Annotated in this window: 9 protein-coding genes and 1 tRNA gene; all 10 read right to left on the bottom strand. The window is 69.9% G+C overall.

What is annotated here, in order from left to right; translation table 11 throughout:
• Positions 1-56: 56 nt before the first annotated feature.
• Positions 57-1,121, bottom strand: coding sequence for a hypothetical protein (locus AW271_RS13485; RefSeq protein WP_062336559.1), 1,065 nt, complete (start codon positions 1,119-1,121; stop codon positions 57-59).
• 426 nt (positions 1,122-1,547) lie between these two features.
• Positions 1,548-1,621: transfer RNA gene (locus AW271_RS13480), tRNA-Thr, on the bottom strand.
• 57 nt (positions 1,622-1,678) lie between these two features.
• On the bottom strand, positions 1,679-3,118 hold the full coding sequence (locus AW271_RS13475; RefSeq protein ID WP_157554087.1) for an alpha/beta hydrolase: 1,440 nt from the start codon (positions 3,116-3,118) through the stop codon (positions 1,679-1,681).
• Positions 3,115-3,930, bottom strand: a complete 816-nt coding sequence (locus tag AW271_RS13470) for a PSP1 domain-containing protein (RefSeq protein ID WP_245653070.1) — start codon at positions 3,928-3,930, stop codon at positions 3,115-3,117. The genes AW271_RS13475 and AW271_RS13470 overlap by 4 nt, the downstream gene beginning before the upstream one ends.
• A gap of 66 nt (positions 3,931-3,996) precedes the next feature.
• A complete protein-coding gene (locus AW271_RS13465) occupies positions 3,997-5,652 on the bottom strand; it encodes a TolB-like translocation protein (RefSeq protein WP_062336553.1) in 1,656 nt (551 codons plus the stop codon).
• Positions 5,649-6,176: a SigE family RNA polymerase sigma factor gene (locus AW271_RS13460; RefSeq protein WP_062336551.1), complete on the bottom strand. Its 528-nt coding sequence runs from the start codon at positions 6,174-6,176 to the stop codon at positions 5,649-5,651. Before AW271_RS13460 ends, AW271_RS13465 begins: the two co-directional genes overlap by 4 nt.
• Positions 6,177-6,235: 59 nt before the next feature.
• Positions 6,236-7,417, bottom strand: coding sequence for a DNA polymerase III subunit delta' (locus tag AW271_RS13455; protein WP_062336549.1), 1,182 nt, complete (start codon positions 7,415-7,417; stop codon positions 6,236-6,238).
• 9 nt (positions 7,418-7,426) lie between these two features.
• Positions 7,427-9,457 carry a dTMP kinase gene (tmk, locus tag AW271_RS13450; protein WP_062336547.1) on the bottom strand — a complete coding sequence of 677 codons (2,031 nt, stop codon included), beginning with the start codon at positions 9,455-9,457 and terminating at the stop codon, positions 7,427-7,429.
• A gap of 165 nt (positions 9,458-9,622) precedes the next feature.
• The gene (locus AW271_RS13445) at positions 9,623-10,873 is read right to left on the bottom strand and encodes a metallophosphoesterase (protein ID WP_062336545.1); all 1,251 of its coding nucleotides are present in this window, start codon (positions 10,871-10,873) and stop codon (positions 9,623-9,625) included.
• Between the two features lie 143 nt (positions 10,874-11,016).
• The gene (topA, locus tag AW271_RS13440) at positions 11,017-13,749 is read right to left on the bottom strand and encodes a type I DNA topoisomerase (protein ID WP_062336543.1); all 2,733 of its coding nucleotides are present in this window, start codon (positions 13,747-13,749) and stop codon (positions 11,017-11,019) included.
• Positions 13,750-13,872: the final 123 nt, after the last annotated feature.

Genomic DNA, 13,872 nt, shown 5'->3' with positions numbered 1-13,872 from the left:
CGGGAACGAAAGCGGCAACGGCACAGACGCCTGCTGGCTCCGGCCCGGGCAGTTCATCAGCCTTCGAAGTATTGCCACTGGATGCCAAAGTCGGTCAGTGGACGCAGCAGGCTGCGGTGTACAGCGCCGACCCAGACGTAGCACTCCTCGTCCTCGTTCCTGTCCTCGGCGACGACCAGACCCGGCGCGACGTAGAAAGACGTTTGCCAGAGAGGCCACATCCAGGTCTTGAGCGGCACCCGGCGCAGCCCCCGGGTCAGTTCGTCGGCGATCGGCTCCGGTACGCGGCGACTCCAAGCCTTGTAGGGCGCGCTCATCACGGCTTCGAACAACGAGAACTGAATCAGGAAGCCGCTCAAACGTTCACGCTCAGCATGCCGCTCGCTGGGATCTTCAGCCGTCCACACGATCGGGTCGTCCTCAGACGGGTCGAGGAACCATTCAAAACCACCTTGATTCTCATGGCCGAACAGCAGCAGGCCCTCACCATCGGTACGCAGCTCAGCCGCGGAGCAGATGAAATTCTGAACACCGAGGACCTGCGGCCGGCCTTCGGCAAGCCGGTAAAACTCGGTCAGCGCCGCAGGGACCGGGCCCGATGGCGCGACCGGTTCCGCAGACGGGGCGGGTGCGGGGTGCCAGCCCTCAACGAACAGCCGCAACGCCGTAGCGCGGTCACCGTTGACGTGCTCAAGCCACTTCAACCCGGGCAGGGCGCTGGGCGTGCTCGGCGGACGCACCCGGTCGAGCACCTCGACGCTCAGCGGATGATCGATCCGCAGTTCATAGTCCTTGAGCACATCGTCGGTCCAGTTGCTGACCGCGTGGTGTCCCTCGCCGAGGTAGAGCACGCCCTGCTCCACCCGGACGAACAGATGAATCAGCTGGGCCTCCGGGCCCAACCACCGTTCAGCGATGGCCCCGGGTAGGCCCAGCAGCCTGAACGTCTCGCTGCTCCACACCCCGCTGGCGGCCAGATCGTCCACAGCCTCCGCGATGATCACTGCGCCGCCTGGTCCGACAGCCAACTCGGCACCGCCGGCATTGAATACCTCGGCCCCCGCACCCGCAAGACCAACCGCCTCAACGGCGTCAACGATGTCCAGGCGCCTCGGCTGCATGTGGGAAACGTAGCAAGGTCAGTTCACTCCAGCGGGAGTGTGCGGGCCCGGCTCCTCACTACATTCCCATGAGGTAGAGGTCGCTTCGTCTGCATCTGCACCGCCGGATAGGGCGAACCGATCTACCCCGACACCATCACTGCGCCGATGCCCGAACCGATCAAGGCGTCCAGCAACGCCCGAGCGAAGCGAGCACAACCCGATCGAAGCGAGGCCTGCCCAGGGAGCGCGAGGGGCGGAGCCCTTCGCCAGGAGCGCAGCGACCCGGAGCGAAGCGACGCCGGGGCCGCGACAGCGGACCAGGGGGAGCGTGAGGGGGCGCAGCCCCCTGACAGCGGGGGTTCCGGGGGTCGCCCCCCGGTAGAAACGAGGAACGGCCCGTGAAAGCCGCCCCGAAGGGGCGTCAACCACGGGCCGTTCCGAGAGAGCCGCCTTGGGGAATCGAACCCCAGACCTACGCATTACGAGTGCGTCGCTCTGGCCGACTGAGCTAAGGCGGCATGCTGGCAAGCAGCAGTCCTACTGTACAGCCTCCGCCCCCCACTCCGCGCCCACGATCAACACCGAGTGCCCTCCTCGGGCACCGCAAGATCCACCAGGTACCCGTCCACAACCCGATCGACGCACGACGACCCCGTCAGATAGGCCGTGTGCCCATCCCCGTCATACGACAACAGAACCCCCGACTCCAGCTCGGAAGCCAGCGCCTCGGACCACTCATAAGGCGTCGCAGGATCCCGCGTGGTTCCCACGACCAAAATAGGCGCCGCCCCGGCCCCGGTGATCTTCAGGTCGGCGTCACCCGACCGGGCCGGCCAGTAGGCGCAGGCCAGGCTGTCCCACATCACGAACTTCCCGAACCGCGGCGCCACCTCGGCCGCCTCCGTGGCGGCGGCCTCGTAGTCGGCCACCTCCCCCGGGTAAGCGTGATCAACGCAGTTGACCGCTTTGTTGGACTCCGTCTGGTTCGTCCACGATCCGTCGATACGCCGCCCCAGCAGCACGTCGGCCATGCGCAGCAGCTGGGTTCCGTCCCCGGCGAAGGCCTCCTTGAGCGCCCCCCGCAGGATCTCCCACGACCCGCGATCGTAAAGCGGGGTGATCACGCCGAAGGCCGCCCAGGTGTCGTTGATCACCCGGGAGTCGGTCTGGTTGCGCAGCGGCAGCAGGTCGGCGCGCTGGAGCAGCCGGGAGATCTCGTCGAGGGCGCCGTCGACCGTGCGGGAGGAGAACGGGCAGTCGGCGGTGGTGAAGCAGTCTTCGACGAAGGCCCGCATCGCCACTTCGAAGCCCTTGGCCTGCGTCTCGTTCTGTTCGAGCGCCGAGATCCGGGGGTCGATCGCCCCGTCGAGGACCAGGGCCCGCACCCGGTCGGGGAACAGCTGCGCGTAGACCGCGCCCAGGTAGGTTCCGTAGGACTTGCCGAGGTAGGTCAGCTTCTCGTCGCCCAGGGCCTCGCGCAGCGCGTCCATGTCACGGGCGGCGTCGGCGGTGCCCACGTGGGCCAGGAGGGAGCCGCTGTTCTTCTGACACCCCTCGGCGAACTTCTTCGCCCCGGCGACCATCGCCGCCTTCTCCTCGGGCGTGTCTGGAGTCATGTCGAGCGACAGGTAGGACTCGACGTCGGCTTCCGACAGGCACCGCAGCGGCGTCGACTCGCCCACGCCGCGGGGGTCGAAGCCGACCAGGTCGAAGCGCTGGCGGAGCGTGGCGGAGACGGGAGAATCGCGTACGTAATCGATGCCCGAACCTCCCGGGCCGCCCGGGTTGATCAGCAGCGACCCGATCGGGTCGCCGGTGGCGGGGAGTTTCGCGACGGCGATCTCGATCTTCTCGCCGTCGGGCTGGTCGTAATCGAGCGGTACGGCCAGAGTCGCGCACTGCAGGCCCTCATGGCAGGGCGTCCACGACAACGCCTGGTCGGGGGGCGACGACGACGCCTCCGGCGCCGAGCACCCGGCCGCCAGCAGCGCCAGGGCCAGCAGCAGCCGCCTCACGACGATTCGTGGGTTTCTTCGTACGCCTTCCGCGGGCCGCACACACTCGCCTTCGAGCACGCGCACCGCCGGCCGCCGTCGTTGAGCCGCACGATCACCGAGTCGGACGGCACGTTGTGGCCGACGACGACGCCCGCGCCCTCCGGGGTGTCGACGGTCAGGCCCACCCGGGGCGCTCCGGCGCGGAACTCCTGGTAAAGCGGGTGCTCGAACTTCAGGCAGCACATCAGCCGGCCGCACGCGCCCGCGATCCGCAGCGGGTTGACCGGGAGGTCCTGGTCTTTCGCCATGCGTACCGAAACGGGTTCGAAGTCTTTCAAGAAGGTCGCGCAGCACAGGTCGCGCCCGCAGGGGCCGATCCCGCCCTGCAGCCGGGCCTCGTCGCGGGGGCCGATCTGGCGCAACTCGACGCGGGCGCGCAGGTTGCGGGCCAGGTCGCGGACGAGCGCGCGGAAGTCGACCCGGTGGGGGGCCGAGAAGTAGACCGTGTAGACGTTGTCGGCGTCGATGTAGTCGACGCCGACCACCTTCATCGGCAGGTCGTGGCGCTTGATCAGGCGCTTGGACACGCTGCGGGCCTCGGCGCGGCGGCGCTTGTTGGCCTCGTCGCGGGTCAGGTGCTCGTCACCGGCGAGACCGCCGCAGACGGGCAGGCCGTCGACGTCTTCCGAGACCCATTGAGGGGCCCAGATCGTCTCGGCGACCTCGAAACCGGCGTCGGTCGGCACGAGGACCCGATCACCCACCTTCGGGGAGTGGCCACCCGGGTCGAGGTAGTACAACCGCCCGTATCGGGTGAAGCTCACGGCCATCATCATGCCCAAGGGAGCCCGGCCTCCTCGTGTGGTTGCGCCTTCCCGCCACCCTACGCGCCCGCTTTACCAGGCAACCACTCCGTTCATGACACGGCCGGGAATGTCCATCACCTTCCGGTACGCGTTCTCCGAGACCTCCCCGATCTCCATCTCGCTCTGGACGAGGATGCGACTCCCCCCGGCGGCCAGATCGAGCACCCGCAACCAGGCACGCCCCCGGTAGAGCACCTCGACCGGTTCCCGGCCGGCCGGGTCGAACGCCATGATCGCGGCCTGCGGGTCGTCCAGCCGGGTCAGCCCGGTGCTCACCCCGGCGATCAGCCGCGTGCCGTCGGGCGACATCCGCACCCCGTAGAACTGCACCTTCGCCCCGTCGAGCTCGCCCGACAACACCGTGCGGCGCGGCGGCTCCCCGGGCCGGTCGGCGTCGACCACGTAGACCTCGGGCGAGTCGGCGCAGTCGACCATGCGCAGTTGGTCGGCCGGGATCTGCAGGTTCTCCCGAAGCGCGAAGAACCGGCACGAACTGACCCCCTCCAGCGTGCCCAGGGTGGGCGACACGTCCGTGGGAGCGGGGTACACGACGATGTTCCCGCTCGGCGAAGGACCGGCAGACGGAACGACGACCACCACGTTCCCGGAGGGGCCGGGGTCGGAGATCACGTACGTGGGCACCGGAACGGCCACCGGCTTCTCCGGCGCCCCGACGGAAGGAACCGGCGTCAGCACGGCCGAAGGCGTGGCCGTGACCACCGCAGGCCCGGGACCCGGAAGCGGCGTCGGCACACCCGGAGGCACGGACACGACCGCCGCAGGCTCGCGTATCGGCATACCGGTGGCAGCGGAAATGTCCGTCGTGGGCCCAGAACTCGGGAGCGGCGTCGGCGCGTCTGGCGGCACGACCTCCGAGGGTGTGGCGCTCGGAAACGGTGTCGGCGCGTCAGAAAGCACGACGTCCGGGGGCCCGCCACCCGGAAGCGGAGTCGGCACGCCCGAAGGCGGGGCCACGATCACCGCCGGTTCCGAGACGGTCACCTGGTGGCCCGCCGCCATCGTCGTGTACGCGATCTTGGACCCGTCCTCACTCGTCGAGATCGACCCGAACCAGGACCTCGCCCCCACCTGGAGCCGCCGCCCCTCCCCCGTCTCGGGGTCGGCGACCACGAGGAAGCCGGACCCGGACCCGTCGGCCACGCAGGGAGCCGCCCCGAGAATCACCTTCGTCCCGTCCCCGCTCACCGCGAAAGCGCTGATCCTGGTGCGGTCCGGCAGGTCGACCGGCACCTCGGCGAGCGTCCCGGCCCGCCCTTCCTCGTCCACGGTGAATCGCACGATCCTGCTGGAGCAGAGCACGGGCCCACCCTGGGAGGCGTAGAAGGTGCGGTTGTCCGGCGCGGCCTGGACCTGGTGGTAGAACCACCCCGTCGCCCCCTCGACCCGGTCGAGCTCGGCTCCGTCGCCCGCCGACCGGACGATCAACGCCGACGGATCGGCGGCCTCCACGATGAACCGAGGGGCCGCCGTGCTCACCGCGATCTGGCTCAGCCCGCCCCGTGTCATCACCACGCTCCCCACGATCGCCAGCCCGACCGCCAGCGCCGCCGCCAGGGGCGCCACGAAGCCCTTCCTGACCCGCTCCAGCCGGAGCGGAGGGACCTCGGAGATCGTGTCGCCGACGGCCGTCGTCGCGTCCTTCAGGCGGGAAATGACGTCGTTCATGCGTTCTCTCCAAGAATGCGACCCAGCGCGTCGAGTGCCCGGGAGGTCGTGGATTTGACGGTCCCCCTGCTGACCCCCATCGCCTGGGCGGTCTCCTCCTCCGACAGTTCGGCGTAGTACCGCAGCACCAGCGCCTCCCGTTGCCGCTGCGGCAGCCGGTGCAGGGCCTCCAGCACCTCCCGGCGCTCCGCCCCGAGTAACGCGGCCGACTCCGCCGACCAGACGGGTGGGTCGTAGGCCCCCGCGAACCACGACGGCAACCGTCTTCGGCGCAGCACGCTGCGCGCGTTGTTCAGCACCGAACTGCGCAGATAGGGCAGCGCCGCGGCCGGATCACGCAGCAGCCGCCACCGCCGGTGCAGCCCAAGGAACGCGTCCTGGACGGCGTCCTCCGCGCTCTCCCGATCGCCGAGCATGATCAGGGCCAGCTTGGTCAGCCCGAGCGCATGCTCCTCGTAGAGGCGGCTGATCGCCTCGTCGCGATCACCGGAGGAGAGGGCGATGTCCACCGTTTCGGCCTGCATGCTTCAGAGACGTACAGAACCCTCCGAGGTTGCTCGCCCGCCCGGCCGAATGTCCAGACTCAGCCGGTCGGCTTCCACAGGGCCAGGGTCAGGGCCTCGACGGCGATCTGCGGGTTCACGTTGGCCGCCAGCCGTTCGCGGCAGCGCAGGATCGCCGCCGTGCGCTTCAGCGTGTCCTCCGGTCTGGACGCCCGCGCGGCCGCCTCCAGCTCGGCCCGCCGGTCGCCGTTGGCCAGTTCGACCGGGGCCCCGAACTGCACCGCCAGCACGTCGCGGTAGAAGGCCATCAGGTCGAGCAGCGCCGTGTCGAGCGACTCGCGCTTGATCCGGGTCGCCCGCGACTTCTGCGCCGTCTCCAGTTCCTTCAGCGCGCCCGCGCCGCCCCTGACCAGGCCCTTGTTCAGGCCCTTCCCGGTCGATCCCTCGCCGTAGATGGCCCGCAGCTCGGCGATCTCGCTCTCGTTGAGCTCGGCGGTGGCCGCCGCGGCGTCCTCGTCGGCGGTCTTCACGAGCTTCTCGGCCGCGGAGATGCACTCGCCGACGTTGGTCAGGCTCTTGGGGATCGACAGTACGGCCTCGCGCCGCCCCCTGGCCGACTCGTCGAGCGCCAGCCGCCGGGCCCTGGCCAGGTCGCCCTGGGCCGCTCTGGCCACCGACTCGGCCACCCCGGGAGCCACGTTGTCGCGGGTCACGAGGGCGTGGGCCACCGCCTGACTCGACGGCGTCACCAGGGTCACCACCCGGCAGCGCGACCGGATGGTGATGATCATGTCGTCGGGGGCCGGCGCGCAGAGCAGCCACACCGTGCGGGGCGGCGGTTCCTCGATGGCCTTCAGGAGGGCGTTGGCCGCCTGCTCGGTCGCCCGGTCGGCGTCGTCGAACAGCACCACCCGCCAGCGGCCCATCGTCGACCGCCCGGCGGCCCGGAGGATGAGCTCGCGGGTCTGCTTGACGCCGTACGAGAGCCCCTGCGGCCGGACCGACTCGAGGTCGGGATGGGAGCCGATCATCACCTGGTGACAGGCGTCGCAGTGGCCGCACCCCCGGTCGGGGCAGAGCAGCGCGGCCGCGAAGGCCTTGGCAGCGTCGAAACGCCCCGAACCGGGCGGGCCGGTGAACAACCACGCGTGGGTCATGCCCGCGCCGCGGCCCCCGGCGAGCACCTCGGCGGCAGCGGCGGCGGCCCGGCGCAGGACCGTCGCGGCCTGTTCCTGGCCGACGAGGTCATCGAACACGTCCACGCGGAAAGGCTAGTCCGTGATGGCGGGCATCGTTCCGGTGTTGGCCTCGGTCTCCCGGGGCACCGGGTCGGGCAGCACCTCACGCACCCGATCCTGGATCAACCGGGACACCTCAGGCTGGGTGAGCGTGCCGTCGACGACGAAGTAACGCTCGGGGTCGCGGGCGGCCAGCGCGCGGAACTCCGAGCGCACCCGCTCGTGGAAGTCGAGCGGCTCCGACTCGATCCGGTCGGCCGGGTGGGCGTGCCGCCGCAGGCCGACCGACGGCGGCACGTCGACCAGCACGGTCAGATGGGGCACCAGCCCGCCGGTGGCCCACTGGTTGACCTGGGCAACCTCGTCGGTCCCGAGGACACGGCCGGCGCCCTGGTAGGCCAGCGACGAGTCGACGTAGCGGTCGCAGACGACCATCGACCCGCGCTCCAGCGCCGGCCGGATGACCTTCTCGACGTGTTCGGCCCGGTCGGCGGCGTACAGCAGCGTCTCGGCGTGGGCCGACAGGCCCTGGTGGGTGGAGTCGAGCAGGATGGCGCGCAGCCGCATGCCGACCTTGGTCGACCCCGGCTCCCGGGTCTGGACGACGTCGAACCCCTGGTCGCGCAGCCAGATCGCGAGCAGCCGCGACTGGGTGGTCTTGCCGGAGCCCTCGCCGCCCTCGAAGGCGATGAACATGCCCGGCGCCTCTTCCTGGGGCTCGGGCGCGAACCGCTCGCCGCGCAGCGCGGCCACCAGGTCGACCCGCAGCGGCACCTCCGGCCGGTCGTCGAGCCGCCGCAGCGACAGGACGCCGATCACCACGGCCGTCACGGCCCCGACGAGCAGCACCAGGTTGGCGCCGTCGAACGCGTAGGCCAGCCCGTTGACCACCAGCTCGTGTTCGCCGAAGAAGCCGCCCACCAGCGCCGCCACGGCGACCACGCCCAGGAACACGACCCGGGTGGCGGCGTGGAGGAAGTCGACCGGCCGCCGGCCTTCTGACTCGGCCTCGATCGTGGTGAAGCCGATGATCCAGGCGATGCCGGCGAACACCCCGGAGACGAAGGTCAGCACGGCCACGAGCACCAGGTTGTGGATCAACGCCATGGCCGCGACCGTCAGCCCGGCCATGATGATCGACAGCCCGAAGAACCGCCGGCGCGACAACTCGGTGAGCCACCGCAGGCCGAAGAACGACCCCACGGCCGCCCCCGCGAACACGGCGCAGAACACCGTGGCGTATCCGGCGTCGCCGCCGCCGAGCACCCCTACGTAGGCCCGCCCGACGGCCACCACGATGGAGACCGCGCCGAACACGCCGATCATGCCGACGTAGAGGCGCTTGACCGCCTTGTTCGCGGTCGCGAGCCGCCATCCGTCGGCGAGCTGGGTCAGCACCGACGGCCGGGGCGCCCCGCCCGCGTTGCGCAGGTCGAGGGTGAACACCAGGGCGGCGGTGGCGAGGTAGCAGATCCCGGCCACCACGATCATGATCTTGCCGGCCCCGAGCCCGAACCCGGGGATGATCGCCGTGAGCACGTTGACCAGGCCCGCCATCAGGGCGAACAGGAAGGCGGCGAGGGGCGCCATGGCGTACCAGGCGAGCAGGCCGACCCGGTCGGCGTCGGCCCGCCGGGAGGCGGGCACCAGCCCGGAGACGGCGGCGTCGCGGCCCGCGCCCCACACCAGGGACGCGCACTCGATCAGGAACATCGCCAGGATGAGCCACTGGTGGCCGCCGACGATCAACGCCAGCAGGACCACCACGAACCGCACCGCGTCGGCCGCGGCCATGGCCAGCCGCCAGTCGACCTTGGAGACCAGCAGCCCGGCGAGCGGCCCGAGCAGGACGGCCGGGAGCAGCTTGGCGAGGAAGACCCCGCCGATCACCAGGCTCTGCGTCGGGTAGCCGTCTCCTTGGGTGAGCGTCCCGGCCAGGGCGGTCAACGCGATCAGGGCCAGCCAGTCGCCCAGGCCGCCGACGGACATCGCGGTCCACAGGCGGCGGAACGGAGCGATGGCCAGCACGTGAGACGGCTTGCGGGCCCGGCCAGGGGTGCTCATGGTGTCAGCGTATCCAGGTGCTCGCTGCGGGTGGGGGGCTGGAGCAGGCCGGTTTGTCCCGCCTGCTCATCGCCTGAGGGTATTACGAACCGCGAGGTGCCGCAGTAGTCATGCGCGTTAGCGACGACTTCGGCGGGAGCGCCAACCCATCGCCGGGTCGCCACGTCAGCCGCGCTCCAGCCGGATCAGGGTGACCTCGGGCGGCGCCCCGACCCGGACCGGCGGCCCCCAGAACCCGGCGCCCCTGGTGACGTAGATCTGCATCTCGCCGATCGTGTCGAGCCCCCGGACCACGGGCTGCTGGAGCGGCACGATCCGGTCGAACGGCACCATCTGGCCGCCGTGGGTGTGGCCGGAGAGCTGGAGGTCGACCCCCCACTCGGCCGCCTGGGCGCCGATGACCGGCTGGTGGGCCAGCAGGACCGTCGGCACCCCCTTGGGCCGGTCGTAGAGGGCGGGGTGGAGGTCGGCGCCGGCCTGCATGGTGGCGCCGTTGACGTCGTTGACCCCGGCCAGCGTGATCGCCGGGACGTCGTCGTGGTAGATCGACACGCGCTCGTTCGCCAGCGTGCGGATGCCGTACGACTGCAGGGTGTCGATCCACTCGCCGGGGCCGCCCTCGATGTAGTACTCGTGGTTGCCGGTGACGAAGTAGGTGCCCTGGCGGGCCTGGATGTCGCCGAGCGGGGCGGCCAGATGCCCGAGGTCGCGGACGGTCCCGTCGACGAGGTCGCCCACGATGGCCACGATGTCGGCGTCGCACCGGTTGATCTGCTCCACGATGCGCTCGGTGTGGGCGAGGCCCGTCAGCGGCCCGAGGTGGATGTCGCTGACCAGGGCGATCCGCAGGCCGCTGACCCGGGGGTCGAGGTTGACCAGCTTGATCGGCACCCGCTCCAGCACGGGATCGCCCAGCCCCGACTTGAGGCCGAACCCGACGATCGTGCCCGCGCCGACCCCGGCCACCACGGCCGCCGCGCGGTTGATGAACAACCGCCGGTCGGGCCGTTCGGGCGGCTCGACGACGTCTTCGACCTCGATCTCGATCTTCCTGGGCCCGAACGGCGACCCGATCGTGGCCGGCACGACCTTGGGCGGCGGCGCGGCCTTGACCGGATCGCCCCTGAAGAAGCGGTTGAGGATCAGCCGGGGGATCTCCAGCGCGAGACAGATCAGCGTCACGTAGAACATGACCGCGACCCAGATGAACCCCGGCCAGGCCAGCAGGTGGACGATCCACGACGACGCCACGCGGGTGCCGACCAGCGCCACGAGCAGCAGCACGAGCAGGAGGACCAGGACGCCGGTCAGGACCCTGCGGGCCCGGCCCGGCAGGGTCGTCGACCGGATCAACCGCCGGTAGAGGTAGTAGTGGACGGCGAAGACCACGCCGAACACGACGACGAGAAAACCCACGGTGACCCCCTTCGGACCGCGCTCATGCTACGAGTAAAGAACCCGCGCGGCGCAGCCGGGAGAGCCGCCTGTGGACAACCTGTCGCTTGTGGACAACCGCGGCCTGCGCGGCGGACCGCGCAGGCTGACAAGCTGTAAAACGGCTACTTGGCCTTGGTGTTGGCCCGGGCCGTCGGCTTGGCGGTCGTCGACTTGGCCGCCGCCGTCTTGGCCTTCGTGGCCGTGGCGGTCTTCTTCGCCGGGGCCTTCTTCGCGGGCGCCTTCTTGACCGGAGCCTTCTCACGCCGTTCGGCGAGCAGCTCGGCCGCGCGCTCGATGGTGATCTCCTCGACCGTGTCGCCCTTGCGCAGCGACGCGTTCGACTCGCCATCGGTCACGTAGGGCCCGAACCGGCCCTCCTTCACCACGACGGGCTTCTTCGACACGGGGTCTTCGCCCAGCTCACGCAGCGGCGCGGCAGCGGCCCTGCGGGCGCGTACCTTCGGCTGCGCGAACATCGCCCCGGCCTGCTCGATCGTGACCGTGAGCAGTTCGTCCTCGGTCGTCAGCGACCGGGAGTCGGTGCCCTTCTTGATGTAGGGACCGTACTTGCCGTTGTAGGCGACGACCTCCTCGCCGTCGATCACCCCGACCACGCGGGGGATCGTCAGCAGCTTCAGCGCCACGTCGAGGGTGATCGTCTCGGGGTCCATCGTCTTGAACAACGAACTGATGCGCGGCTTGGGCTGGTCGGCCTTCTTCACCCGCTTCTTCGGGGCGTCGGCGGCCGGCGGCTCCTCGGGCAGCACCTCGGTCACGTAGTGGCCGTAGGGTCCGTTGCGCACCCAGATCGCGTTGCCGGTGACCGGGTCGGGGCCCAGCTCACGGGCGCTGGAGGGCTGCGCGAACAGCTCCTCGGCCTTCTCGGCGGTCAGCTCGTCGGGCGTGACGTCGTCGGGCACGTTGACCTTGGAGCCCTCGCGGTCGAGGTAGGTGCCATAGCGGCCCACCCGGATCACGATGTCGGTCCCCTTGATCGGGAACGAGCTGATCTCCTTGGCGTCGATGTTGCCCAGGTCGCTGACCAGGTCTTTCAGACCCTCGTCGCCGTCGCCGCCGTCGCCGAAATAGAAGCGCCGCAGTTCCGGCACCCGCTCGGCGCGATCGTTGGCGATGTCGTCGAGGATCTTCTCCATCTCGGCGGTGAAGTCGTAGTCGACCAGATTGCCGAAGTGCTGCTCCAGCAGGTTGTTCACGGCGAACGCCAGGAACGAGGGCACCAGGGCGGTGCCCTTCTTGAACACGTAGGCGCGGTCCAAAATCGTGCCGATGATCGACGCGTAGGTCGACGGTCGCCCGATCTCGCGGTCTTCCAGTTCCTTGACCAGCGACGCCTCAGTGTAGCGGGCGGGCGGCTTGGTCGCGTGGCCGACCGGGGCGAGCTCCAGGATGTTGACCGCCTGCCCCTCGGCGAGGTTCGGCAGCCGCTTCTCGGAGTCGTCGCGGTCGGTCGACGGGTCGTCGGCCCCTTCGACGTAGGCCTTCAGGAAGCCGTAGAAGGTGATGGTGCGGCCGGTCGCGTTGAACTCGGCCTGCTCGCGGTCGGCCAGAACCCGAACCGAGACCGACTCGCCCTCGGCGTCTTTCATCTGGGAGGCGACGGTGCGCTGCCAGATCAGCTCGTAGAGGCGGAACATGTCGCCCGACAGCCCGGTCTCGCCGGGGGTGCGGAACTCCTCACCCGACGGGCGGATCGCCTCGTGGGCCTCCTGCGCGTTCTTGACCTTGCTGGCGTACACCCTCGGCTTGTCGGGCACGTAGGCCGAGCCGTAGAGCTTGATCGCCTGCGCTCTGGCGGCCGCGACGGCGGTCTCCGACAGCGTGATGCTGTCGGTACGCATGTAGGTGATGAACCCGTTCTCGTAGAGCTTCTGGGCCACCTGCATGGTGAACTTCGCCGAGAACCCCAGCTTCCGGCTGGCCTCCTGCTGGAGGGTGGTCGTCCGGAAGGGCGCATAGGGCTTTCTCGTGTACGGCTTGCGCTCGACCGAACGTACCGAATAAGAAGCCCCGTTCAGCCGACCGGCCAGCGCGGTGGCGGCGGCCTGGTCGAGGTGGAGCACGTCTTGCCTGGTCAGGCGGCCGTCGGAGCCGAAGTCTCGGCCCTGGGCGACCCGCTTGCCCGCGACCGACAGCAAAGTCGCACCGAACCGGCTGGGATCGTCACTGTCGAGCCCGGTGTCGAAAGCGGCGGAAAGGTCCCAGTAGGCGGCGCTGGTGAACGCGATGCGGTCGCGCTCCCGCTCGACCACCAGACGCGTCGCGACCGACTGCACACGGCCCGCGGACAGCCCCTGCTTGACCTTCTTCCACAGGACCGGGCTGACCTCGAAGCCGTAGAGACGGTCGAGGATGCGCCGGGTCTCCTGCGCGTCGACGAGACGCAGGTTGAGGTCGCGCGGGTTGGCCACGGCGTCGCGGATCGCCTGCGGGGTGATCTCGTGGAAGACCATCCGGTGGACGGGCACCTTCGGCTTGAGCACCTCGCGCAGGTGCCACGCGATGGCCTCGCCCTCGCGGTCTTCGTCAGTGGCGAGATAGAGCTCGTCGGCCTCTTTCAGAAGCTGCTTCAGCTTCGAGACCTGCGACTTCTTGTCGCTGTTCACGATGTAGAGCGGCTCGAAGTCGTCGTCGACGTTCACGCCGAGCTTGGCCCAGGCCTGGCTCGCGTACTCCTCGGGGATCGTGTCGCCCTTCCCCGGAAGATCGCGGATGTGGCCGATGCTGGACTCGACGACGTAACCGCGCCCGAGGTACCCGGCGATCGTCTTCGCCTTGGCAGGCGACTCGACGATGACCAGGCGGGTTCCGCCGGCGTTGCCGTTGTTCGCTGGCACGCTGCTACCTACCTCGCTGTTCGCTGCTTATCCCCGTCGGTGTGGGCCTTTCACGGTAACCCGTCACGAGCGGCCCTCCCCCTCGGGCTACCCGGGTGGGCCCCGGTCTGTAACCACCTGGAC

Origin of the sequence: Herbidospora sakaeratensis, assembly GCF_001570525.1 — a bacterium.
Lineage (GTDB): Bacteria > Actinomycetota > Actinomycetes > Streptosporangiales > Streptosporangiaceae > Herbidospora > Herbidospora sakaeratensis.
The sequence above is the reverse complement of the archived record's forward strand: the minus strand, read 5'-3'. Positions and strand labels throughout refer to the sequence as shown.

Bases quoted from the DNA above. Each gene is read 5' to 3' on its own strand.
- AW271_RS13485 (WP_062336559.1), bottom strand. From the start codon at position 1,121: ATGCAGCCGAGGCGCCTGGACATCGTTGACGCCGTTGAGGCGGTTGGT.
- AW271_RS13470 (WP_245653070.1), bottom strand. From the start codon at position 3,930: ATGGCCGTGAGCTTCACCCGATACGGGCGGTTGTACTACCTCGACCCG.
- AW271_RS13465 (WP_062336553.1), bottom strand. From the start codon at position 5,652: ATGAACGACGTCATTTCCCGCCTGAAGGACGCGACGACGGCCGTCGGC.
- AW271_RS13460 (WP_062336551.1), bottom strand. From the start codon at position 6,176: ATGCAGGCCGAAACGGTGGACATCGCCCTCTCCTCCGGTGATCGCGAC.
- tmk (WP_062336547.1), bottom strand. From the start codon at position 9,457: ATGAGCACCCCTGGCCGGGCCCGCAAGCCGTCTCACGTGCTGGCCATC.